Origin of the sequence: Frankia sp. AgB32, assembly GCF_023243045.1 — a bacterium.
Classification (GTDB): Bacteria; Actinomycetota; Actinomycetes; order Frankiales; family Frankiaceae; genus Frankia.
Genome location: NZ_JALKFX010000104.1, coordinates 1 through 22899 on the forward strand (window position 1 = coordinate 1; position 22899 = coordinate 22899).

General features: G+C 70.6%; 27 protein-coding genes and 1 pseudogene. 6 read left to right on the top strand and 22 right to left on the bottom strand.

What is annotated here, in order from left to right:
• A partial coding sequence (locus tag MXD60_RS23290; RefSeq protein ID WP_248821475.1) for a hypothetical protein occupies positions 1–189 on the top strand: 189 nt, incomplete at its 5' end.
• A gap of 161 nt (positions 190–350) precedes the next feature.
• On the opposite strand, the gene MXD60_RS23295 is transcribed toward MXD60_RS23290, so the two are convergent.
• Entirely contained in the window at positions 351–962 is a 612-nt protein-coding gene (locus MXD60_RS23295; RefSeq protein WP_248821476.1) for a TetR/AcrR family transcriptional regulator, read from the bottom strand.
• A 76-nt stretch (positions 963–1038) separates the two neighbouring features.
• Between MXD60_RS23295 and MXD60_RS23300 the strand changes: the two genes are divergently transcribed.
• Positions 1039–1527, top strand: coding sequence for a hypothetical protein (locus MXD60_RS23300; protein WP_248821477.1), 489 nt, complete (start codon positions 1039–1041; stop codon positions 1525–1527).
• Positions 1528–1720: 193 nt separating this feature from the next.
• Here MXD60_RS23300 and MXD60_RS23305 read toward each other — a convergent pair whose 3' ends face one another.
• From MXD60_RS23305 to MXD60_RS23320, 4 genes are read right to left on the bottom strand one after another with little or no spacing between them, the layout of a single operon-like run.
• Positions 1721–2566: a transglutaminase family protein gene (locus MXD60_RS23305; protein ID WP_248821478.1), complete on the bottom strand. Its 846-nt coding sequence runs from the start codon at positions 2564–2566 to the stop codon at positions 1721–1723.
• A complete protein-coding gene (locus MXD60_RS23310; protein ID WP_248821479.1) occupies positions 2563–2757 on the bottom strand; it encodes a hypothetical protein in 195 nt (64 codons plus the stop codon). Before MXD60_RS23310 ends, MXD60_RS23305 begins: the two co-directional genes overlap by 4 nt.
• Positions 2754–3701 carry an alpha-E domain-containing protein gene (locus tag MXD60_RS23315; RefSeq protein WP_248821480.1) on the bottom strand — a complete coding sequence of 316 codons (948 nt, stop codon included), beginning with the start codon at positions 3699–3701 and terminating at the stop codon, positions 2754–2756. Before MXD60_RS23315 ends, MXD60_RS23310 begins: the two co-directional genes overlap by 4 nt.
• Positions 3695–5350 (bottom strand): circularly permuted type 2 ATP-grasp protein, encoded by a 1656-nt coding sequence (locus MXD60_RS23320; RefSeq protein ID WP_248821481.1) that lies wholly within the window; start codon positions 5348–5350, stop codon positions 3695–3697. Before MXD60_RS23320 ends, MXD60_RS23315 begins: the two co-directional genes overlap by 7 nt.
• 289 nt (positions 5351–5639) lie before the next feature.
• On the opposite strand from MXD60_RS23320, the gene rfbB reads away from it, so the two are divergent.
• From rfbB to MXD60_RS23335, 3 genes are all read left to right on the top strand, one after another.
• Positions 5640–6644, top strand: a complete 1005-nt coding sequence (rfbB, locus tag MXD60_RS23325) for a dTDP-glucose 4,6-dehydratase (RefSeq protein WP_248821482.1) — start codon at positions 5640–5642, stop codon at positions 6642–6644.
• A gap of 354 nt (positions 6645–6998) precedes the next feature.
• Positions 6999–7853 carry a toxin glutamine deamidase domain-containing protein gene (locus MXD60_RS23330; protein WP_248821483.1) on the top strand — a complete coding sequence of 285 codons (855 nt, stop codon included), beginning with the start codon at positions 6999–7001 and terminating at the stop codon, positions 7851–7853.
• A gap of 9 nt (positions 7854–7862) precedes the next feature.
• Positions 7863–8138 (top strand): SUKH-4 family immunity protein, encoded by a 276-nt coding sequence (locus MXD60_RS23335; RefSeq protein WP_248821484.1) that lies wholly within the window; start codon positions 7863–7865, stop codon positions 8136–8138.
• A gap of 43 nt (positions 8139–8181) precedes the next feature.
• On the opposite strand, the pseudogene glgA reads toward MXD60_RS23335, so the two are convergent.
• Positions 8182–9427 (bottom strand): annotated as a pseudogene (gene glgA, locus MXD60_RS23340) (glycogen synthase).
• A 98-nt stretch (positions 9428–9525) separates the two neighbouring features.
• Positions 9526–10764, bottom strand: coding sequence for a glucose-1-phosphate adenylyltransferase (gene glgC, locus MXD60_RS23345; protein WP_248821485.1), 1239 nt, complete (start codon positions 10762–10764; stop codon positions 9526–9528).
• 856 nt (positions 10765–11620) lie between these two features.
• Here glgC and MXD60_RS23350 point away from each other — a divergent pair.
• A complete protein-coding gene (locus tag MXD60_RS23350) occupies positions 11621–12427 on the top strand; it encodes an FG-GAP repeat domain-containing protein (protein WP_248821486.1) in 807 nt (268 codons plus the stop codon).
• 76 nt (positions 12428–12503) lie between these two features.
• Here the strand turns inward: MXD60_RS23350 and MXD60_RS23355 are convergent, their stop codons facing one another.
• The 15 genes from MXD60_RS23355 to sufC all read right to left on the bottom strand — a co-directional run bounded on the left by MXD60_RS23355 (position 12504) and on the right by sufC (position 22893).
• Positions 12504–13181 (bottom strand): uracil-DNA glycosylase, encoded by a 678-nt coding sequence (locus MXD60_RS23355; RefSeq protein ID WP_248821487.1) that lies wholly within the window; start codon positions 13179–13181, stop codon positions 12504–12506.
• A 100-nt stretch (positions 13182–13281) separates the two neighbouring features.
• Positions 13282–13470: a hypothetical protein gene (locus MXD60_RS23360; protein ID WP_248821507.1), complete on the bottom strand. Its 189-nt coding sequence runs from the start codon at positions 13468–13470 to the stop codon at positions 13282–13284.
• A 321-nt stretch (positions 13471–13791) separates the two neighbouring features.
• Positions 13792–14166, bottom strand: coding sequence for a DUF5615 family PIN-like protein (locus MXD60_RS23365; protein ID WP_248821488.1), 375 nt, complete (start codon positions 14164–14166; stop codon positions 13792–13794).
• Positions 14163–14393 (bottom strand): DUF433 domain-containing protein, encoded by a 231-nt coding sequence (locus MXD60_RS23370; RefSeq protein ID WP_248821489.1) that lies wholly within the window; start codon positions 14391–14393, stop codon positions 14163–14165. Before MXD60_RS23370 ends, MXD60_RS23365 begins: the two co-directional genes overlap by 4 nt.
• 145 nt (positions 14394–14538) lie before the next feature.
• A complete protein-coding gene (locus MXD60_RS30480; RefSeq protein ID WP_518468535.1) occupies positions 14539–14814 on the bottom strand; it encodes an SUKH-4 family immunity protein in 276 nt (91 codons plus the stop codon).
• Complete coding sequence (locus tag MXD60_RS23375) at positions 14807–15367, bottom strand: toxin glutamine deamidase domain-containing protein (protein ID WP_248821490.1); 561 nt, start codon at positions 15365–15367, stop codon at positions 14807–14809. Before MXD60_RS23375 ends, MXD60_RS30480 begins: the two co-directional genes overlap by 8 nt.
• A 603-nt stretch (positions 15368–15970) precedes the next feature.
• Positions 15971–17248 (bottom strand): hypothetical protein, encoded by a 1278-nt coding sequence (locus MXD60_RS23380; protein ID WP_248821491.1) that lies wholly within the window; start codon positions 17246–17248, stop codon positions 15971–15973.
• A 29-nt stretch (positions 17249–17277) separates the two neighbouring features.
• The gene (locus tag MXD60_RS23385) at positions 17278–18156 is read right to left on the bottom strand and encodes a phosphotransferase enzyme family protein (RefSeq protein ID WP_248821492.1); all 879 of its coding nucleotides are present in this window, start codon (positions 18154–18156) and stop codon (positions 17278–17280) included.
• A gap of 289 nt (positions 18157–18445) precedes the next feature.
• The gene (locus MXD60_RS23390) at positions 18446–18853 is read right to left on the bottom strand and encodes a carboxymuconolactone decarboxylase family protein (protein ID WP_248821493.1); all 408 of its coding nucleotides are present in this window, start codon (positions 18851–18853) and stop codon (positions 18446–18448) included.
• A 57-nt stretch (positions 18854–18910) separates the two neighbouring features.
• Positions 18911–19375, bottom strand: a complete 465-nt coding sequence (locus MXD60_RS23395; protein WP_248821494.1) for a type II toxin-antitoxin system VapC family toxin — start codon at positions 19373–19375, stop codon at positions 18911–18913.
• Entirely contained in the window at positions 19365–19631 is a 267-nt protein-coding gene (locus MXD60_RS23400; protein WP_248821506.1) for a type II toxin-antitoxin system Phd/YefM family antitoxin, read from the bottom strand. The genes MXD60_RS23395 and MXD60_RS23400 overlap by 11 nt, the downstream gene beginning before the upstream one ends.
• Before the next feature lie 169 nt (positions 19632–19800).
• The gene (locus MXD60_RS23405; protein WP_248821495.1) at positions 19801–20277 is read right to left on the bottom strand and encodes a metal-sulfur cluster assembly factor; all 477 of its coding nucleotides are present in this window, start codon (positions 20275–20277) and stop codon (positions 19801–19803) included.
• A complete protein-coding gene (gene sufU, locus MXD60_RS23410; RefSeq protein WP_248821496.1) occupies positions 20274–20783 on the bottom strand; it encodes a Fe-S cluster assembly sulfur transfer protein SufU in 510 nt (169 codons plus the stop codon). The genes MXD60_RS23405 and sufU overlap by 4 nt, the downstream gene beginning before the upstream one ends.
• On the bottom strand, positions 20780–22102 hold the full coding sequence (locus tag MXD60_RS23415) for a cysteine desulfurase (RefSeq protein WP_248821497.1): 1323 nt from the start codon (positions 22100–22102) through the stop codon (positions 20780–20782). Before MXD60_RS23415 ends, sufU begins: the two co-directional genes overlap by 4 nt.
• Positions 22099–22893: a Fe-S cluster assembly ATPase SufC gene (gene sufC / locus MXD60_RS23420; RefSeq protein ID WP_248821498.1), complete on the bottom strand. Its 795-nt coding sequence runs from the start codon at positions 22891–22893 to the stop codon at positions 22099–22101. Before sufC ends, MXD60_RS23415 begins: the two co-directional genes overlap by 4 nt.
• Positions 22894–22899 lie beyond the last annotated feature (6 nt).

Consider the following 22899-nt stretch of genomic DNA (forward strand, 5'->3'; position numbering starts at 1 on the left):
GGGGGGGGGGGGGGGGGGGGGGGGGGGGGGGGGGGGGGGGGGGGGGGGGGGGGGGGGGGGGGGGGGGGGGGGGGGGCCCCCCCGGCGAGCACCGTCACCGCCTGGGTCGAGCAGCACTTCAGCCCACTCACCGTCGGCGGTCAGACCGTCTACGACCTGACCAGGCCAGTCAGCGGGCGCGCCGCCTGACCGCGGGCGCGGCCGGCGGCGGAGCCTCGTCGTCGGCCGCGTGCACGGCAGGGGACGTTCCTGACTCCTTCTCAGGACTTCACGTCCGATTTATCCCCGCGGAAGGGGACAGGAGCAGCTCAGCCGTGCAGTGCGCGCAAGGCCGGCGGCGCGGAGGTGCGTCAGGTGGGGGTCGGCAGGACGACGCTGGTCCAGACCTCGCGCAGCGTGTCCACTGCAGCTTCGGTCGCCGCGGTCGTGGCCGACGGGCCGAGTTCCAGCAGGACGTGCACGTTCATCGTGGCCAGGGCGTGGGCGATGGCGCGCGCCCGGTCCGCGTCGAATCCGCGCCCGCTGCGCAGGAGCTTCGTGCCGACGGCGACCAGCGGCGCCAGCAGGGCCGCGCGCGCCTGAGCGAGCTCGGGGTCGTCCGCCGCGGTCCACCAGACGGCACGCAGCAGCGTCGCGTGCTCGGTGTACATCCGCGCGGCGGCACGCAGCGCCTCGGTGCCGGCGGCGACCGGCTCCGCCGCGGCGGACCAGTGGCCGATCATGACGTCCAGCTCGGCGCGCAGCGGGCGCACCAGCTCGCGGATCAGCTCGCCACGGTCGGCGAAGTGCACGTAGAAGGTCTTGCGCGTCATCGGGGTACGGCTCATCACCGCCGCGACGGTGAAGTCGGCCGCGTCGCCGCTCTCGAGCACCGCTCGCGCCGCCTGCAGGATCTCCCGGCGGGCGGCGTCCGGCGTCCGCCGCACCCGGCGGACAGGGGGGTTGACGTCCGATACTGCCACGGTGGCATTATAGGCGCGACGCTAATGCCGCTATGGCAGTAGTAGCCCCGCCCGGCCCCGGAGGAGAAGAGCCCGGATGAGTGAGAACGCACCTGACGGTCGCCAGCCGTACGACGGTCGCCAGCCGCATGACGGTCGCCAGCCGCACGGCGAGGTCCAGCCGGCGCCACCTGGCCACGGCCGGCTGGGGGCGCTGCGCTCCCCCGCGGCGTGGTTCTGCCTGCTGGTGATCGTCGTCTTCGGCGTCCGGGCGCTGAGCACCCTCGCCGGCGGTGCGGGCTGGTCGGCGCCGGGGACGGGCTGGCGCTCGCTGTGGCAGCTCGCGATGGTCGCCCTCGCCGCGGGCGGGCTGGCGGTTCCGCGCCGGCGCGGGCTCTGCGTCGTCGCCATCGGCGCGGTCTATGCCGCGGCGACCCTGCTCGAGGCCGCAGTGAACGACACCACGCTGATCGGCGCCATCCCCGTCGACATGCGGGACCGGCTCATCCACCCGCTCGTCGCCATTCTGGCCGCCGCCAGCCTCGCCGTCATGTCCCTGCGGATGCGGTCGACGCGCACCCGCTGACGTCCCGCGCCGTCCGCGAACGTGCGCGGGAGCAGGTGCCGTCGGCCAGGCACTCGGAATGACTCTGCGTTGGCAGCGCCGGGGTAGGAGATCACACCGCCGCGTCTTCTTGGTCGTTCTGTACGGACAGTTCAGACAGGAAACCGTACGGAGGAACCATGAATCCGGAGGGTGGGGCCGGACCGGGCGGCGCTCAGGCCAGGCGGGTGACGGCGACGGTGACGCCCAGCGAGGTGGACTGGCCACCGGAGAAGACGCCGCGCACGGGCGGCACGTCGTTGTAGTCGCGACCGCGGGCGACGACGACGTGCTGCTCCCCGACGGGAACGGCGTTGGTCGGGTCGAATCCCCACCACTCGCCGAGCCAGCCCTCGACCCAGGCGTGCGACTGCCCCTCGACGGTCTCCCCCACCTCTGCCTGCGCCGACGGGTGCAGGTAGCCGGACACGTAGCGGCCCGGCATCCCGGCGGCGCGCATGAGCACCAGGGCGAGGTGGGCGAAGTCCTGGCAGACCCCCTCGCCCTTGTGCCACGCCTCCACGGCGGAGGTGTGCACCCCGGTGGTGCCGGGGCGGTAGGTCAGCCGTTCGCGGACCCAGTCGCTGACGGCGGGCAGGAGGTCGCGCGGGCCGAGCCGGGCGGCGAGGTCGCGGGCGGCCGCCACCAGCTCGGGATCCTCGCCGGTGGACGCGGACGGGCGCAGGAACTCGATGAACTCGTCGGCGACGGGCTCCGCGCCGAGCTGCGCCCAGGTCGGCGCGTCGCGGGGACGTTCCGGCGCGGTCGCGGTCTGCACCGTCGAACGGCCGGTGACGACGAGCTCGGTGTGCGGGGTGTGCAGGTCGAACGCGGTGACCTGGGTGCCCCAGTAGTCCCAGTAGCGATAGGTGGTGGCCGCTGGTTCGGTGCCGACCGTGGCCTCGAGGGTGAGCTGGGTGCCGGCGGTCTGCGGGACGATGCGCACCTCGTTGTACGAGGACAGCACGGGGCTGGCGTAGCGGTAGCCCGTCGAGTGCTCGATCCGGATCCGCCAGGTCACCAGGCACTCCCTCGGGTGGACGGGGTCGGCCGGGTGGGGCCGACGGACCGCCACGGGCTCGCGGGCCGGCCGCGCCGGTAGGCCGGGGTGTCCCGGCGCCAGCGGGCCACCCCGGCGCCGGTGGGGCGCCGGGCGGGGCGGGTCACCCGGGTGGGGCTCGCCGGGCGGGTCAGGCGGGGCGTCGCGCTCATGCCGGCACCTCCATCGCCCAGGATCGGGGGGCGTCGCGGGCGAAGTAACGGGCGGTGACCTCGCCGCTGACCGACGAGCAGGTGCTCTGCAGGGCGGACAGCAGGTCCGGCATGTCGGCGACGAGGTCGTCGACGCTGTGGAACTCGAGGTCGGTGCGGGTGCGCCCGACGATCCGCCGGGCGGCGTCGTCGACGGTGGACCGGGCGCGTCCGCGGCCGCCGTCGAGCTCGGCGAGGATCTGCTCGGCCAGTGCCAGCGACCAGTACACCGAGCGCGGGAAGAGCCGGTCGAGCAGCAGGAACTCCGCGACCCGGGAGGCGTCGACCGCGCGGCGGTAGGTCCGCAGGTAGGCCTCGTGCGCGCCGCAGGAGCGCAACAGGCTGATCCAGCTCTGCGAGTGCGGGTGGTCGCTGATGCTCGACGACAGCAGCCGCGAGGTCATGTCGACCCGCTCCAGGCTGCGGCCGAGCACGAGGAACCGCCAGCCGTCATCGCGGGCGAGGGTGGCGTCGACCAGACCGGCGAGCATCGCGGTGCGTTCCCGCACGTAGCGGAAGAACACGTGCGGGCCGAGGCGGCGGGCCAGCTCCTCCGTATGCGGAAGGTCGTTCCAGGTGGCGTTGAGGCACTCCCAGACGTCGCTGGAGACGACCACCCGGGCGCCGCGGGCGTTCTCCCGCGCCGAGGACAGCGCCCCGGTGATGCTGAACGGCCGCACCGGATCGTAGGCGAGGATCTCGAGGACCTGCCGGGAGTCCACCCGCTGGCCGGACTCCGCGGGCTGGCCCATCGCCGCGAGCAGCTCGCGGCCGGCGGACGCTCCGTCCAGCCACGGATCCTCCAGCACCCGGTGGACGTGCACGTCGAGGATGCGGGCGGTGGACTCGGCCCGCTCCGCGTACCGGCCGATCCAGAACAGCGACTCGGCGATCCGGCTCAGCATGGCGCGCTCCCGGCGGCTGGGCCCGCCACTGTCGGGTCCGCCGACGGCGGGTCGGACTGGTGCTGTTGCTGCTGTTGTTGCTGTTGTTGCTGTTGTTGCTGTTGTTGGTCGGAGGAGGAGACGGGACCATGGTCCGGCCCGCTCGCAGGGCGGGCCGCGGCACCGGACGCCCGGCCCAGCAGCAGCCCCGGCTCCTGACCGGTGCGTTCGGCGGCGAGCACCCAGGTGTCCTTGGACCCGCCGCCCTGGCTGGAGTTGACGACCAGGCTGCCGCGCGGCAGCGCGACCCGGGTCAGCCCGCCGGGCAGCACCCAGATCCGGCTGCCGTCGTTCACGGCGAACGGGCGCAGGTCGACGTGCCGGGGACCGAGCCGGTCGTCGACGAGGGTCGGCGACGTCGACAGGCGCACCACCGGCTGGGCGATCCAGCCCCGGGGATCGGCACAGACCCGGGCCCGCAGCTCGGCGAGCTCACGGTCGCTGGCCTGCGGGCCGATCACGATGCCCTTGCCGCCCGAGCCGTCGACGGGCTTGACCACCAGCGAGTCCAGCCGGTCGAGGACGTGGGCGCGCTGGTCGGGATCCTCCAGCCGGTAGGTGTCGACGTTCGCCAGGATCGGCTCCTCGCCGAGGTAGTACCGGATCAGCTCGGGGACGTAGGTGTACATCAGCTTGTCGTCGGCGACACCGTTGCCGATGGCGTTCGCGATCGTCACGTTGCCGGCACGGGCGGCGTTGACGAGACCGGCCGCGCCGACCCCCGACTCGGGCCGGAAGTGCACCGGGTCGAGCCAGTCGTCATCCACCCGGCGGTAGACGACGTGCACCGGCTGGTCGCCCTCGGTGGTGCGCATCGTCACCTTGTTGTTGCGGACCGACAGGTCCCGGCCCTCGACCAGCTCCACGCCCATCTGCCGGGCGAGCAGCGCGTGCTCGAAGTACGCGGCGTTGTAGACGCCCGGGGTGAGCACGACGACCGTCGGGTCGGCGATCTCCGGCGGCGCCGCGGCGCGCAGCGCGTGCAGCAGGTGGGTGGCGTAGTCGGCGACGGGGCGCACCCGGTGGGTCGCGAACAGCTCCGGGAACACCCGGGTCATCGCCCGCCGGTTCTCGATGACGTAGCTGACCCCGGACGGCACCCGGACGTTGTCCTCCAGCACCCGGAAGCCGCCGGCCTCGTCCCGGACGAGGTCGATGCCGGACACCTGCGCCCGCACCCCGTTCGGCGGGTCGATGCCGTGCGCCGCGCGGTGGAAGTGCGCGCTGGTCAGCACCAGCCGGCGCGGCACGACGCCGTCCGCGAGGACCTCGGCCGGGCCGTAGATGTCGGCGAGGAACGCCTCGAGCGCCAGGACCCGCTGGGTCACGCCCCGCTCGATCACCGACCATTCCCCGTCGGAGATCAGCCGGGGCACGAGGTCCAGCGGGAACGGCCGTTCCTCGCCGAACAGGTTGAACGTGATGCCCGCGTCCCGGAACGCCCGGTCGAGGGCGACCTTGCGGGCCGCGAGGTCCGCGCTGGTCAACGGTTGCAAAGCATCGTAGAGAGCGGCGTACACCTCACGCGGAGTGTCCGATGCCTCGAACACCTCGTCCCAGGCCGCGGTCGCCGCCGCTTCCGCCGGATAGCCCTCGAACAGGTCCGCCACGGGCCAGAGCGTAAGGTCTCGTTGTTACTTCCGCATGACGTAAGAGGCCCAGGTCCGCGGGCTTCAGCCGGCAGAGTGTGCTGCCGGGGGTCCCGTGAGGTGCCGTGGCCACGCCATCCGTGGCCTGGTCGGCGCCCCGAGGCCCGGGTCGTCCACGCGGCGCGACGCGCGGTGGGCGGGGGCCTGACCCGCCCGTCCCCCGGACGCGGGACGATGTCCGTCCCAGGTCTTCCCCGACCGTCCATCCCGGCGTGCGCCGATGCACGCGGGCCGACCGAAAGGCCGCACGATGTCGACGTTGCTGGTGACCGGAGCCGCCGGGTTCATCGGGTCGAACTTCGTCCGCTACTGGCGCGAGCGGCACCCCGCGGACGCCGTCGTGGCGTTCGACGCGCTGACCTACGCGGGTTGCCGGGAGAACCTCACGGACGTCGAGGACCGCATCGCGTTCGTCCACGGCGACATCCGCGACCGCGAGCTCGTCGAGTCCACGCTGCGGGAGAACTCGGTGGACGTGGTGGTGAACTTCGCCGCCGAGTCCCACAACAGCCTGGCGATCCTGCGCCCCGGCGACTTCTTCTCGACGAACGTGATGGGCACCCAGACGCTGCTGGAGGCCGCCCGGACCGTCGGCGTCGCCCGCTTCCACCAGATCTCCACCTGCGAGGTCTACGGCGACATGGACCTCAACGACCCCGGCGCCTTCACCGAGGACGCCCCCTACCTGCCGCGCACCCCGTACAACGCGGCGAAGGCCGGCTCCGACCACGCGGTGCGCGCCTACGGCTTCACCTACGACCTGCCCGTGACGATCACGAACTGCTCGAACAACTACGGGCCGTACCAGTTCCCCGAGAAGGTCATTCCGCTGTTCGTGACCCGGGCGTTGCAGGGTGAGCAGCTCCCCCTGTACGCGTCGACGACGAACCGCCGCGAGTGGCTGCACGTCATGGACCACTGCCGGGCGATCGACGCCGTGCTCGACCGCGGCCGCGTCGGGGAGACCTACCATGTCGGCTCCGGCGTGGAGGCCGACATCGAGACGATCGCCGACACGGTGCTCGCCGAACTCGGCCTGCCTGCGTCGCTGAAGACGATCGTGCCCGACCGCCCGTCCCACGACCGCCGCTACCTGCTGGACTCCACCAAGCTGCGGACCGAGCTGGGCTGGTCCCCGCTGATCGACTTCACCGAGGGCATGCGCTCGACGATCCACTGGTACAAGGAGAACGAGTCCTGGTGGCGCCCGCTGCTCGGCCGCTCCCCCGTCGCCGAGACCGCCTGGCAGAGCTGACCCCGCGGCGCCCTGGCAGGACCCGCGCCGGCCCCGGCGGACACCAGATCCAGGATCGCACCGAGGTCGCCCAGCTCGACCAGGTGGCTGCGGCTCGCGATCATCGCCTGGACACTCGGCGAGGTCATCGGCGGGCAGACAGGCCTGGCAACCTGAACCTGCCGGCGAGCGCCTCCCAGCGGGGCGGTCCTGGGGCGCGGAGCTTGCGGATATCGGTGGCTAAGACGGCAAGGGGTGACGATACTGGCACGGTGAGCGCCGATGGTTCGTGATCACCCCGCGAGCGGCCCGGACCAACCGCAGCCACCGGCTCCGCCCCGCGCACACCCGGAGGAATCACGGCTCGAGTCGAAGTTGGACGCCCTCGACCGGGCCGCACTCCGGTTCCGCGACAGCAACGGCCAGGACGACACCCATCGGGATGGCGGCGGACACGGCTTCGATGAAGGTGACCAACGGGCGGCGCCGTCCGACAGGTTCGACGCCCTCATCCGCTGGGCGCGGCGCCGCGACGAGCCGCCGGTTCCGGTGGAGCGCCAACCCTCGGGGGGCGAGACTCGACCGGAAACACCGCTGGAACGCAAACTCGCGCTCCTCGACCAGGCCGCCGCACCGTCGGCGGAACCCGTTGAACGGGAAAGCACCGACTCACCCCGGACGATGACCCAGACAGAGTTCTGGCGCCATCATCCGGAGGAGTACATCCCACCCGGCCGTGAGGTCCGGAAGCCAGACGCGCCCACTCCCTTCCGAGACCCCCGCGACTGGGTCGCCGATGTCAACCCCGACGCTCACGCTCCGGGTCGAAAAAACAACTGCGGTGAATGCACGCGAGCGACTGAACTCAGCTGGCGCGGGTTTCCAGCCGTGTCCGCCGCCTACGGTTATCCCGAGCGACCAGGGGAACATGATGAACGCATGGAGGAATGGTCGAGAACAAATTTGCGACCACAGAGTTTCGACCAGGTCGAAGCCAGGCTGACAGAGGATGGCCATGGCGCATCTGCGCTGGTTGCGGTGGGCTGGCAGGAGGACGGTGGCGGGCACTGGTTCAATGCCGTGAACTATCACGGCGAGGTTCTCGCGGTCGATGGTCAGCAGGGGACCGTGGAGCGATGGCCTCCCACCGAACGCGTGAGCGGCTACGATGAGAGCATTGTCAGTGAGTCTCTGGCCATCCACTTCGACTCGGATGGACGACTTACCTGAGGAGCCAGCATGATTGATGAATCCACCGCTTTCTCCCTCGCGACCGAGCATCTTGGCCGCCCGCGAGACGATGCGGAGAAGCCGTGGCGCCTGGTCGAATTCCCCGAGGGCTGGCTGATCCGAGAGGACCTCCCCGGCAGAGGGGGCGCAGCCAAGGTGATAGAGCGCTCCTCAGGAAAAATCAAGTACTTTCCCTCCTATATCCCGCCAGTTCGGATTCGCGAGAACTACGCCAGGGTCGTGGAGTCAGGTGACGAGGTGCCGGTCGCCGGCGGCCCATCCTGAGCTGAGATCGGGCTTCGCTGCGCCGTCCGTCGGTACGCGCGCGTCAGCCGCCCGCGACGGAGGCGTACAGGGCTGCGGTGCGGTCGGCGACGGCGGCCCAGCCGAACTCGTGCACGGCGCGGTCGCGGGGGGGGGGGCGGCCGCCCCGCCCCCCGCCCCCCCCGGCCCGGGTCGGCGAGCACGGTGTTGACGGCGTCGGCGAGCGCGCGAGGGTCGTCCGGGGGGACGAGCAGGCCGGTGGTGCCGTCGTCGACGACCTCGGGGATGCCGCCGACGCGGGAGGCCACGACGGCGGTGCCGCAGGCCATCGCCTCCAGGTTCACGATGCCCAGCGGCTCGTAGACCGACGGGCAGACGAACACGGTGGCGTGGCTGAGCAGCTGGATGACCTCGGGCTTGGGGAGCATGCCGTCGAGCCAGACGACGCCGTCGCGCTCGGCACGCAGGCCGTCGACCAGCTTCGACGTCTCCGCGAGCAGCTCGGGGGTGTCGGGGGCGCCGGCGCAGAGCACGAGCTGGGCGCGGCGGTCGATCGAGGCCGCCGCGCGCAGCAGCACCGGCAGGCCCTTCTGCCGGGTGATCCGCCCGACGAAGATCACCGTCGGGCGCTCGGGCTCGATGCCGTACTTCTCCAGCACGTCGGTGGCCGGGTCCGGGTGGTACTCCTCGGTGTCGATGCCGTTGCGGATCACGTGCACCCGCGCCGGGTCGACCGCCGGATAGGCGTCGAGGATGTCCGCGCGCATCCCGGCGCTGACCGCGACGACCGCCGCCGCCGACTCGATGGCGATCCGCTCGGCCCACGACGACAGCCGGTAGCCGCCGCCGAGCTGCTCGGCCTTCCACGGCCGGTGCGGTTCGAGCGAGTGCGAGGTCATCACGTGCGGCACGCCGCCGAGCAGCGCGGCGAGGTGCCCGCCGAGATTCGCGTACCAGGTGTGCGAGTGGATCACGTCGGCGCCGACGGCCGCCGCGGCCATCGACAGGTCCATCGAGACGGTCCGCAGCGCGTCGTTCGCCCCGTCGAGCGCCGCCCACGGCCGGTGCGCGCTGATGGCGGCCGTGCCCGGGGCCGGGGCGACCTCGACCACCGCCCCACCCCCGGCGCTGCCAGCGCCGTACCCGACGCCGGCCTCGACTGCCGCCGCGAGTGCCGTCGGCCCGCGACCCTCACGGTGGACGGTGAGCTCGACCAGCCGGGCGAGCTCCCGGGCCAGGTACTCGACGTGCACTCCCGCCCCGCCGTAGACGTCCGGGGGGAACTCGCGGGTGAGCAGCGCGACGCGCATGAACGGCATCTCTCCATCGACGGGACGGACGGGACGGGTTGAACAGGTGGACGGGTCCGGCAGGCCAGGTTGATCCCCGGTGTGCCGGGGAACGCGGCCTACTCGGTGACGGTGACGCCCTTGCCGACCACAGTGATGCCCTGCTCGCTGACGGTGAATCCGCGGGCGCGGTCGCGGGCCTTGTCCACGCCGACCTGGACGCCCGGCAGGACTCGGACGTTCTTGTCCAGGATCGCGTCCCGGACCACCGCGCCGCCGCCGACCGCCGCGTTGTCCAGGATCACCGCGCGGTCGACCTCGGACCACGAGTGCACCCGCACGCCCGGCGAGAGCACCGACGAGCGCACCGTACCGCCGGAGATGATCACGCCGTTGCTGACGATGCTGTTCATCGCGCAGCCGGTACGCGCCGGATCGGCGTGCACGAACTTCGCCGGCGGCAGCGACGGCACGCTCGTGAGGATCGGCCATTCGCGGTTGTACAGGTTGAACACCGGGTCGAGCGCGCACAGGTCCATCTGCGCGTCGAAGTAGGAGTCGATGGTGCCGACATCGCGCCAGTAGCCGTGGTCGCGCTCGGTGGTGCCCGGCACGTCGTTGGCCGAGAAGTCGTAGACTGCGGCGGCCCGCTGCGCGACCAGCATCGGGATGATGTCGCCGCCCATGTCGTGGCGGCTGTCCTCGTCGACGGCATCCTTGCGCAGCGCGTCGATGAGAGCGTCGGTGGAGAACACGTAGTTGCCCATCGACGCGAACGACTCGTCGGGGCTGTCCGCAAGGCCGGGCGGATCCGCGGGCTTCTCGAGGAACGCCTCGATGGTCCGGCCGTCCCGCGCCGTCTGGATCACGCCGAAGGCGCTGGCGTCGGCGCGCGGCACCCGCAGACCGGCGACGGTGACCCCGGCGCCCGACTCCAGGTGCTGGGCGACCATCTGCCGCGGGTCCATCCGGTACACGTGGTCGGCGCCGAAGACGACGACGATGTCGGGATCCTCGTCGTAGACCAGGTTCAGGGACTGGTGGATGGCGTCGGCGCTGCCGGCGAACCACTGCGGCCCGAGGCGCTGCTGCGCCGGCACCGGGGTGATGTAGTTGCCCAGCAGGTTGCTCATCCGCCAGGTCGTGGTGATGTGCCGGTCAAGGCTGTGGCTCTTGTACTGAGTCAGCACGGCGATCCGCAGATAGCCGCCGTTGACCAGGTTGGACAGTACGAAGTCGATCAACCGGTACAGGCCACCGAAGGGAACGGCGGGCTTCGCCCGGTCAGCCGTCAGCGGCGCAAGCCGCTTGCCGGCCCCCCCGGCCAGTACCAGTCCGAGAACCCGTGGGCTCGGCACGGACGGCTCCTGTCTCCACGGCGCGATAGGACGACGACCTGCGGCTTCGTACCCCCCTTGCCGGCGGGAACCTCCCCGTACCGACCCGGTTTCCACGGGATGTCCCACCTCACCGCTGGTCGCCACTTGCGACACTACAAGTTCGCCATGCCGGTATCGCCGCCGGTGTCCACCCGCGCCCCACCCGGGCTACGCCCTGGTGACGCCCCGCCGTAGGCATCCCCGCAGCCACCCCCGAGCTGTCACGCGTCGTTCAGGTGGATGTTGCCAAGGCGGACGCCGATGGTCGCCGAGCCCGGCGCCGAAGACGCGCGAGACGTCAGCTCCCGTGGCCGCAACGTTCTCGGTCTCGCCGATCCGCACGTGGGCTGGTCCGGCGGCCTCGGCGCGGCGAGCCGTGCCCGTGGCGCCGTCCCGCCCGGGGTCGATCACGCGGGCACGACCTTGACCGTCATGCCGGCTCGCAACAAGGACGACCACTTTCCGGCGCAGGCCGACGTCGGGAATCACCAGGATTTCGACAGACCCCGCACATCCGGCCGGACAGTCGGAGCCCTTTCCTGCGGCGGCCCGCAAGCGGCACACGACGCGGCCGCGTGGAACACCGAATCCACTACCCGGCGGTTCGCGACAAGGTTATGTCCATCGCAGTCCGACCAGCCGCTTTCTGCAGGTGGGTGTCGTGCGGCCGTCATGTTTCGTACGCGACTGCGCAGGCCGGCGAACCACCGCGCGTGGTGCGATCACAGGGTGCCGATGCATTCCGGCCCATGCCCCGCCGTGCTCGGCGTCGAGACCCTCGACGACCGTCGCACCCCGCCACCGGTGCCCGCGCTGTCTCTCCGAGGAGTTCGCCATGCCGTTTCTTCTGCTGCTCTCCCGCCGGCTTGCCCCCACGTTCGTCGTCACCGGCGTTCTCGCCCTGGCGGGCTGCGGCGCCAGCACGGGATCACCAGCGTCGGCCGGGGACGTCACGGTGCAGCCGACGAAGCCGGCCGTGACAGAACCGTCCGTGACAGAACCGGCCACACGGGGCCCGGTCTCGACCAGCCCCTCCCAGCATGGTGGCGGGCCTTCCACTCCACCCGGATCGCCACCCGCGACCCGTCCTGCGCCCGATGGTGACGTGGACGGTGACGGTCGGTCCGACACCCTGAGCGTCACCGACGGACAGCGACTCACCGCCCGCTACTCCGGTGGCGGATCCGACAGCGTCACCGTGCGGGCCGGTCATGGCGCGGGCGTACGCGTCCTCGGCGCCGCCGACGCGGACTCCGACGGGCACGCGGAGGTGTTCGTCCAGCTCGACCAGGCGGCCTCGCAGCAGATCACGACCGTGCTCAGGTACGTCGCAGGTCACCTGCGGCAGGTCACGCTCAACGGCCAACCGGCGACCCTGCCCTACGGCGGCTCGACCGGGTACGTCACCTCCTGGTCCTGCCGGCCCGCCAGCTCACCGGGCGCCGCGCTCGCGACCGCCGCCGGACCGAGCAACGGGCCCAACGTCTACGCGGTCACGCTGACGTACTACCGGTTCGACGGCGAACGGCTCGTGTCCCTGCGGAGCAGGACCGCCACGCCCACCGCGCTCGACGCACTGCCCTTCGAGCACGACACCGTGTCCGGTCAACCCGGTTGCGGCTCGGTGCGCCCAGGTCAATAACCGTCACCCGCAGGCGTGGCCTGCGGCGGTGCCACCGCGGCGCCGCTGTCTCCCCTCCGCTGCCGGCCCGCGGCCGTCAGGACAGGGTCCAGTCGACGGGCTGGGCGCCCTGGCGGAGCAGGAGGTCGTTGGCCCGGCTGAACGGTCGGGACCCGAAGAAGCCGCGGTCCGCCGAACGCGGCGACGGGTGGGCGGACTCGATCGTCGCCGTGCCGTCCAGGAAGGGGCGCAGGCTGCGCGCGTCGGCGCCCCACAGGATGGCCACCAGCGGCTTGCCCCGCGCGGCCAGCGCCCGGATCGCCTGCTCGGTGATCTGCTCCCAGCCCTTGTTGCGGTGCGCGCCGGGCTGGCGCGGCGCCGTCGTCAACGCCCTGTTCAGCAGCAGCACGCCCTGGCTCGTCCAGGGGGTCAGGTCGCCGTTGGAGGGCCTCGGCACGCCGGTGTCCGCGCACAGCTCCTGGAAGATGTTGAGCAGACTGCCCGGCAGCCTGCGTACCTCCGGAGCCACCGCGAAGCTGTAACCGATGGCCATGCCCGGCGTCGGATAGGGATCCTGCCCGACGATCAGCACCCGCACCTCGTCGAACGGCTGCTGGAAGGCCCGCAGCACGTGCGGGCCCGCCGGCAGGTAGGTGCGACCCGCCGCGATCTCGGTGCGCAGGAACTCACCCATGGCCGTGATCTGCCCGGCCACCGGTTCGAGGGCCTGCGCCCAGCCCGGTTCGACAAGGTCCCGCAGTGATTGCGCCGGCATGGCTGATCAGCCTACGTCGCACCGCGGAGGCAGCAGCGTGGCCCCTGCGGTCTCCACAGCCCGAGCTCCCAATGCCCGCAAGGGGATGGCCAGCGCAGGGTCACTGGTCCAGGCGCACCTCAACGGTCGGTTTCGCAAACGCGGCCAAGCGGCGGATAGTCACCGCGTCGAGTCGTCGTTCCGCGATGGCCCCTACCGGCCAGTCCCGGACGAGGTCCGCCAGGTCGGCGGCCATGCCCCACCACAACGGCGGAACCGAAGGCATCAACACCAAAACCAAACGGATCATGCGCCAGATGCACGGCCGCGCCGGATTCCCCCTCCTCCGTCACCGCATCCCCCTCGGCTAAGGACCTCGACGCACGGCGCTACCAGCGAGAACGCGCCCGCGATCGTTCCCTGCTGTTCGTCGCCGCCACCCGCGCCCGCGACGACCTGGCCATCTTCTGGCACGGCCAGCCAAGCCCGTTCCTGCTCGGCGCGACCGACAACCGACCCTCCACCGTCGGATGACCACCAGCCGCTGACGAACGCGAGCATCCGCCGAGCGGGCCTCAGCGCCGCACCGGCGGTGCGGACATCCGTTTCCTGGATCTGGCAGGCGGAAACATCACCCGAGGCTGAAGGGCAGGGAGCGGACCCGCACCCGGTCCCGCAGGAGCGTCACGACTGCGCCTGCGAGTAGTTCGCCTTCTGTCTGCGGGAGATTGGCGACCAGCAGGTCTGCCTGCTGGTCGGGCGTCAGATCGTTCAGGTGCCGCAGCAGCACGAAGGACGGCGCTTTCCTGCGTTCCCGCGCGAGAATCACACCGAAATCACTGTCACTGGACACGATGACGTGCTCGTTCTCCGTGGCCCAGTCGACAATATCGACGTCGCTGGCCGTGCCTAACCCAACATCGGTGACGTGACAGGAATCGTAGCCGTCCTTCTGCAGGGCAACGGCCACCCGTGGGGACAGGTTGGCGTCGACCAGAACCCTCACGCGGGTTCAGCAAGTGGCAGCTCACGTTCGCTCACCGCTGCGGCGGCGTACTCCAACGCGGCGAGCACATCGGCACGCTCGAGATAGGGGTAGTCCGCAAGGACATCATCGATGGTGCGACCAGCCGCGAGCTGCCCGACCACAGCGCTGACTGTGACCCGCATCCCCCTGATGCAGGGCAGGCCGCCCATCTGGCCGGGGTCGGCGGTGATCCGTTCGAACGCCACACCGCCATGCTAGCGGCACCGGCTCCACAGCGGCCATCCACAACCACACCCGGCCGACGGCAGCCCACCTTCAGCCCGGTGTTGATGCGCACGTCGAGCCGGCATTCGCAGTCCCGAAGAGGCGGCCTCCGCCCACATCAGCCAGTCAGCGCCGAAAGTCGGAAACGGTCCCTTCCCATCCCTCCGCCACGACCGAACCATACTCTTCTATAATATAATCTGGAGCTATACTGGACGGAAAGTGCATTATCCTTCCACTGGAACGTTCGATGACCGTCGCTAGCGCTCCGATCAGTTTCGACATGTCGACTATCAGCCAGCCCTCGGGAAATTCTTCCAGCGACCACGGTCGATCCGAATCATCCTGAGGGCGTCCCAACAGCTCGGTTGCCACCGCCGAAGCGGCACTCTCGTCAATCATGCACACCTCTACCGTCTGACACTTCTGGGCCAAAGATGATAGCGAAGGATCTCTGGATAGCGCTCTCGTCGAATCGGCTGATCCCCCGGCTCGGGGGCCATCGCTCGACGCTCCCACGCTGACCGTCCAGCACCAGGACCTCCCCTTCGTGATTAACCGCGTTGAACCAGTGCGCGCCGCCGCGCTTCCAGGAGACGGCTACCAGTGCCGAGGCGCCTGGGCCCGCCTCCTGCAGGGTCGCTTCAATGTCGTCCAGGCCCATGGGATCGAGCTGCTTGCGCGACCACTCCTCCATACGCTCAGCGGGTTCGCCGAACCTGATCGGATCGCCGTTCCTGGCCGACACCGCCGGAACACCCCGCCAGCTGAGCTCGGTCGCCCGGGCGCACTCACCACAGTTCACGTCGCGGCCAGGCGTGAACCGCTCGGGGTTGATCTCCCTGATCCATCCTCTCGGGTCCTGAAAGCGCCCGTTCACTTCCGGACCAGGAATGTCGCGATCCGGTGGGATGTAGTCGGCAGGATGCCGCTGCCAGAAGTCCTTCTGTGTCATCGTCGCGGAGCGGTTGTCCGTTGCCTCCCGGACGCCCCCGGCGGATGCCCGCTCAGGGCCGGACGCGACAGCTGGTTCCTGCCCCGTGCCGTGGTCATCCGGCGGTCGCCGCCACCACCGAAACGATGACAACTCAGTACCGGACGACGGCGCATCCACTGATACCACCGACGGCCTCGCGTCGTCGGCCTTGGGAGGCCCGTCGACGGGCCGCGGCGGGAATGACGGTACCCGGTCCTCCCGGGTCCGCGCCACGGCCTCCTCCAGGAGAGCGAGCTTGCGTTCCAAGGACGCCGGAGATACCTGAGCGACTACAGCAGCCCGACGCTCAGGAGACACCGATGCCTCGTCATGAGGGCCGGCCGCCTCCACTGATCCGCCGGAATCCCTCGGCGCACCATCGCTCTCCACTGCCTGCTCTGGAAACGACGTCGCGCTCCGTTCCAGCCGGGCCATTTTCGCCTCGACCGAGAATGTGCCCGACGCTGGCTGTGGAGGCGCGACGGGACGCGGCTGATCCTCACCATCGGAGGTCAGGTCGCGGGCCATCGCCACCCAAAGTACCGTCATGGTCGCCCTGCTGCGGCCAGTCGGGGCGGCGTTCTACGGGCGGTGGCGTTGGAGGAGTCTGCGTTCCCGCCAGAAGAGGAAGGCGAAGACCGCCACGGCGGCCCAGACGAGTCCGAGTGCCGAGAGGTACACGCCGTAGTAGTGCGACCAGTCGAAGAGCGATCGTCGTCCGTCCACCTCGCGATACGACCCGCCGAAGAAGCTCAGGACAATGCCGACGGGGATCGTGACCACCGAGAGCAGACCGGCCGCGACCCCGTACCGCAGCCGGCGCAGATCCTCCTTCTGGGCGTCCAGTGACGCCTGCGATGCCTCTTCGGCGCCCAGTACCGACGAGGCGCGTGCCAGCATCGAGGACACGGTGGCGACGTTCTCGGCCAGCCGGGTGCACGACACGAGCTGGCGGTGGAAGCTCTCCACCCGCAGCGCGGGGACGAGCAGTCCTATCTCGCAGGCGGCCTCGACCCCGAAGGTGAGCTGCAGTTCCTGGTCGGCCGTGGATTCGCGCAGGCGGGCGAGTTCCGCCCGGCGGGTGTTGGTGGCGAGGCTCTCCCGCCCGGCGGACAGGTCACGTGCGCGGCGAAGTCCGTCGTGCGCCGCCTGGCTGATCTCGCGGACCTTGCAGACCGCCGCGACGATCTGGACGGCGGACAGCAGCGCGCAGTTCTCGATGTAGTCCTGCTGCACGGCCAGCACGGACACGTAGGCGCCGACGGCCGCCGTGCTGGTCGGCCGCCGGTTCAGCTCGGCCGGGAACTGGATCGACGAGTGCTCCGGGTCGTACGCCAGATCCGCCCGGTAGATGATCCGTTGAATCGTGTCCTCGGGTACCGCCGCGGCGGTGAAGACCATCTGATGGCGCTGGGGCGAGAGCTCGAACGCCGCCGGTTTCCGCAGCGGCAGCCGCTGCTCGTCGAGAAGCCCGCCGACATACGCCGCCAGCGACAACGTGCCGATCGAGACATGATCGTAATGGCAGTCCTCCAGGAACGGGATCAGCGTCCTGGGCTCGCCGTCGATATCAACGGTCAGCACCGCGACCACCGGCCCGGCCAGCGCGCCGAACAACCACACCCGCGCGTGCCGCACGGTCGCCGAAGTCCGCTCGCCCCGGCGGAAACGCAGCGCGGCGGCATCGAGGTCCCGGCACGCCAGCACCCGAGGTAACTGCGCCTGCGCCGCGAGATAGAACTTCGCCAGCCGTCCGAGTCGCAGGAACTCCGTGGGCGGTCGTCCGTCGGCCCGCAGAAAATCGGCCGTCTCGCTGTTGGTGGCGATCACGGTGGAGATGCGCTGCGTCGTCCGCGCCACCGTGGGATCGAAGGGCGGGACCGGCGGCGTCAGCGTGCGCTCCAGGTGGTGGCACGCGTGCCGGGCTCGGCTATGGTGCGCACGCGCAGCTCGATCTCGGCGTCGATCGCGGCGCTCGTGCCGTACTGCTGCAGCAGCCAGGTCACCATGCCGAGTTCCCGCAGCGCCACGAACGTGTCCACGTGCGGCGACGACCGAAGGTCGTAGCCATAGGCGCCGCAGAAGGCTCCGTAGTCGGCGTCCGACATGCCGAAGCGGCGATAGGTGACCAGGTTGGGGACGAGATCCCATTCCCGCGGGCCGAGCGCGACCTGGTCATAGTCGATGAGCAGCAGGCGATGCCCCGGCAGGCACATGACATTGCCGTAGTGCATGTCGCAGTGGATGACGCCGTTGCCAAGCACCGACCGCACGGCGGGAACGGCGGATTCAAGCCGCGTGCGCAGCGATTCCAGCGGATCCGTGAGCTCACGGGCGATGCCGTCCCGGCGCGCGGCGGCAAGCCGTGGGCGGATCAGATCAAACGGGTCCCACTCGTCGACGAGCGCGCTTTCCCGGGCGGCCAGGTCATGAAAGTGCCGAAGCAGCCCGCCGAGCTCCGCCGCGCTCACCCGGCAGTCCCGGTCGATGTCGTACAGCGCCCACAGGCTCACCACCCCGGTCGACGTCACCACCGGCTGGTCGATGCCGGCCACCGTGGTCGGTTCCGGAACCTCCATGCCCTGCGCGGCGACGCGGCGGACGAACTCGATGGTCCGCGCGACATGCTCCGCCGACGTTCCGGGCCGCGCGACCCGCAGCACCAGGCGGCGCGGCGGGAAGGCATACAGCGCGTTCTCGCCGAAGCGGAGCAGTTCGAGATCGGGCGGGTCGACACCCAGTCGTGCCAGGACGTCGTACGCCGCCATGCGCGCGTCTGATTCTTTCCAGGCCACTACGCCTCACCGGCCCTGTTGCCACGGGCCGACGATGGACGGGCGCCTGCGAAATCTACAGACCCCCCCCCGCTTGCTCGCTGGGTGCCCAGCCGACAAGCTGCCCCAGGTCCCCGACCAGGATCACGGTGTTACTCCTCACCTGACGCAGTCCGTGACCATCACCCTAAGCCCGCCGCATGCACGCCATGGGAATGTTGTTCCGTTGGAGCGAAACATGGCGTTTGCTCCGGTCGACCAACACACGAGCCAGCCATCGTGACTACGGAGCAACTGGTAGCAGGCCGCGTTCGGTGAAGACCTTCTTGGCGGCGAAGACCGCGTTGAGGGCGCGCGGGAAGCCGCAGTAGGCGGCGGAGTGCAGGAACACCTCGATGATCTGCTGCGGGGCGATCCCCACGTTCAGCGCTGTGTTGATGTGCACGTCGAGCTGGGGTTCGCAGCCACCCAGTGCCGTCAGGATGCCGAGCGTCACGAGTTGGCGGTCGCGTGGCTCAAGCTCGGGGCGGGCGTAGATCTCGCCGAACCCCCAGGCCACGACCTGGTGCGCGAGCTCGGGGGCGACGTCGGCGAGGGAGCCGAGGATGTTCTCGCCGACCTCGGGGTTGATGGCGTCGAGTACCTGCTTCCCGCGGTCGAAACGTTCCTGCCGCGACTCGCTCTCACTCATGGGCCCTATTGTGTCGAACCCGGAGGATCGAGGTCTCGAGCGGTCCCGCGGATCAGATCAAGTGCCTTCGCGTGGTACCGCTGGCCGCGTGACCGGGATGACGGTCACCAGCTTCTCCAGCCCGGCGTAGTCGCTGGGATTGGTGGTGAACAACGGCAGACCTTCCGCGATCGCCGTGGCGGCAATCATGAGGTCCGCGACGCGACGGCGTGGCTTGCGGCCGGCGGCAACGACAGCGGCGGACAGGCGGCCGTATGCGCGGGCCGCCTCGGCGTCGAACGGGACCGGGTCGAACTCGTTCTCGACCCGCTGGAGTGTCTCCATGCGCCGGGCGCGTTCCTCATGTTCGTCGTAGCGGCCTTGTTCATCGTTTCGTCGAACTTCGTGCGGCCCGGCGGAGAGTTCGGCGAGTGTCACCGCGCTGATGGCGACCTCGTCTGGAAGCTCAGCGGGATCGATCCAGCGGCGCAGAATCAGAATGTTCGTGTCGAGCAGACCCTGCCTCGGGTGTTCACCGCTCATGCGCGCCGGTGGCGTCGGGGTCGACCGTGGCATCCTGATCGGCGCGGAAGGAGTCCAGATCAGTGTCGGGAGCGTTGCGCGACATCGCGGCGAACTCCTGCCGCGGGATGAATCGGCGCCGGCGCCTGATGGGGACGAGCTGGCCGATGTGGCGACCGTCCCGGGTGACGGTGAAGGACTGCCCGTGCTCCACCGCGTCCATGATCTCCCGCGACCTCGCCCGCAGATCCCGCTGGGTGATCTCCAGACTGTCCATCACTCGACGGTAGCACCTTGTGCTACCTGGTGCCGCAACGTCCGTTCGGAGATCCCATGAGACCACGCGCGGGCGTTGCCGAGGCATGCCGAAGCCCGGTCTGGTCGGAGGGGTGCTCCGGCCAGACCGGTGGCGGCTTTCGGTGACCGACTCGTCGGACCAGCGTGGGTCAGACGTTGAAGCCGAGGGCGCGGAGCTGCTCGCGGCCGTCGTCGGTGATCTTGTCGGGGCCCCACGGGGGCATCCAGACCCAGTTGATCGTGACACCCGCGACGAGGCCGTCGGGGCCGTCGACGAGGGCGGAGCGGGTCTGGTCCTCGATGACGTCGGTGAGCGGGCAGGCCGCGGACGTCAGCGTCATGTCGAGGGTGACCGTGTTGTCGTCGGCGACGTGGATGCCGTAGACGAGGCCGAGGTCGACGACGTTGATGCCCAGCTCGGGGTCGACGACGTCGCGCATCGCCTCCTCGATGTCGTCGAACTCGGCGAGCTCCAGGCCGGCCGCGCGCTCGGCGACGGTGGCGTGCGACTCGCCGGCGGCGCCGGCCTCGGCCTCGGCCGGGCCCGTCGGGTCCGGGTCCATCGCGGGCCGAGGGGCCTCGGCCGCCTCCGCGCGGGTGTCGGTGTCCGTCACCGCGTCGCTCATGGCTTCTCCTGCTCAGGTACGTCGAGGGCGGCGGGCGCCGCTGCCGCCGGGGTCGCTGCCGCGGCGGACGCCGGGTCCACGGCCTTGGCCGTGGCGTCCTTCCAGGCCATCCAGGACAGCAGGGCGCATTTCACCCTGGCCGGGTACTTCGAGACCCCGGCGAACGCCACCGCGTCCTCGAGGCGGTCCTCGTCGCCCTCGGCGGTGCCCCGTGACTGCATCAGCGCCAGGAACTCGCGTTCGAGCTCCAGCGCCTCATCGATCTTCTTGCCGATGACGAGGTCGCTCATGACGCTCGCCGAGGCCTGGCTGATCGAACAGCCCTCGCTCTCGTACGAGACGTCCTCGACGACCCCGCCCGTGACCTTGACCCGCAGGGTGACCTCGTCGCCGCAGGTCGGGTTGACGTGGTGCACCTCGGCGTCGAACGGGTCGCGCAGGCCGCGGTGCAGCGGGTTGCGATAGTGGTCCAGGATGATCTCCTGGTACATGGAATCGAGCTTCACCTCGAGAAGAACCTCCGCACCCCGTGCAGACCTTCCACCAGGGCGTCGACCTCGCCGGTCGTCGTGTACAGGTGGAACGACGCACGGGTCGTCGCCGGCACGTTGAAGCGCAGGCAGACCGGCCGCGCACAGTGGTGGCCGACGCGGACGGCGATGCCGCGCTCATCCAGGATCTGCCCGACGTCGTGCGGGTGAATCCCGCGGCCATCGTCGTCCGTGAGCACGAACGAGATCGCGCCACCGCGGTCCACCGGCGTCGGCGGGCCGATGATCCGCAGGCCGGGCACGGTCGCCAGCGCGTCGAGCGCGTAGGCGGTGACGGCGTGCTCGTGGGCGGCGATCGCCGGCATGCCGAGCCCGATGAGGTAGTCGACGGCGGCACCGAGCCCGACGACCTGGCTGATCATCGGGGTGCCGGCCTCGAACCGGTGCGGCGGGGGCGCGTAGGTCGAGCCCTCCATCGTGACGATCTCGATCATCTCGCCGCCGCCGAGGAACGGGGGCATGACCTCGAGCAGCTCGAGGCGGCCCCACAGGATCCCGACACCCGTCGGCGCGCACATCTTGTGGCCGGTGAAGGCGAGGAAGTCGACGCCGAGCTCCGCCACGTCAACCGGGAAGTGCGGCACGGACTGGGAGCCGTCGAGCACGGTGAGGGCGCCGACCTGGCGGGCCCGCGCGACGATCCGCTCGACCGGGTTGATCGTGCCGAGGATGTTCGACTGGTGCACCATCGAGACGACCTTGCACCGGTCGGTGATGACCGCGTCCAGGTTGTCGAGGTTCAGCCGGCCGTCGTCGGTCAGGCCGATCCAGCGCAGGGTGGCGCCGGTGCGCCGGGCGAGCATCTGCCAGGGCACCAGGTTGGAGTGGTGCTCCATCTCGGTGACGACGATCTCGTCGCCGGGGCCGATCCGGAAGCGGTCCGCCTCCGGGCCGGTGGTCTCGGCGTTGCTCATCGCGTAGGCGACCAGGTTGAGCGCCTCGGTCGAGTTCTTGGTGAAGACGACCTCGCGCCGGTCGGTGGCGCCGATGAACGCGGCGACCTTGTCCCGGGTCGCCTCGTACAGCGCGGTCGCCTCCTCGGCGAGGACGTGGATGCCGCGGTGCACGTTGGCGTTGTGCAGCTCGTAGTAGGCACGCTCGGCGTCGAGGACGGCGTACGGCTTCTGCGAGGTCGCGGCACTGTCGAGGTAGACCAGCGGCAGGTCGTCGTGCACGGTGCGGGCGAGGATCGGGAAGTCCTTGCGCACCTGCTCCACGTCGAATCCGAGCACCGGCGCCGCGGCGCCGGCCGCCCGCGGCTCGGCCAGCGTCATGACACCGCTCCCGCCTTCGCCACCGGAACGGCGGCGCCGTCGCCCTTGACGTAACGGTCGTAGCCGGAGTCCTCGAGCACGGCGGCGAGTTCCGGGCCGCCCTCGTCGACGATCCGGCCACCGGCCATCACGTGGACGAACTCGGGCTTGATGTACCGCAGGATGCGCGTGTAGTGCGTGATGAGCAGGATGCCCGTCTCGCCCTGGGCGCGCACGGCCTCGACACCGCCGGAGACGATGCGCAGCGCGTCGACGTCGAGGCCGGAGTCGGTCTCGTCGAGCACGGCGATCTTCGGCTTGAGCAGCGCCATCTGGAGGATCTCGTGGCGCTTCTTCTCGCCGCCGGAGAAGCCCTCGTTGACGCCGCGCTCGGCGAACGCCGGGTCCATCTCCAGGGCGGTCATGGCGGCCTTGACCTCCTTGACCCACGTGCGCAGCTTCGGCGCCTCGCCGCGCACGGCCGTGGCCGAGGAGCGCAGGAAGTTCGACACCGACACCCCGGGGATCTCCACCGGGTACTGCATCGCGAGGAAGATCCCGGCGCGGGCACGGGTGTCGACGCCCATGGCGAGGACGTCCTCGCCGTCGAGCGTGATGCTGCCGTCGGTGACGTTGTACTTCGGGTGGCCGGCGATCGAGTACGACAGCGTGGACTTGCCGGACCCGTTCGGGCCCATGATGGCGTGGGTCTCGCCCTTACGGACGGTGAGGTCGACCCCGCGCAGGATCTCGCGCGGACCCTCCTCCGTGTCCACGGACACGTGCAGGTTACGAATCTCCAAGGTCGACACCGCTGT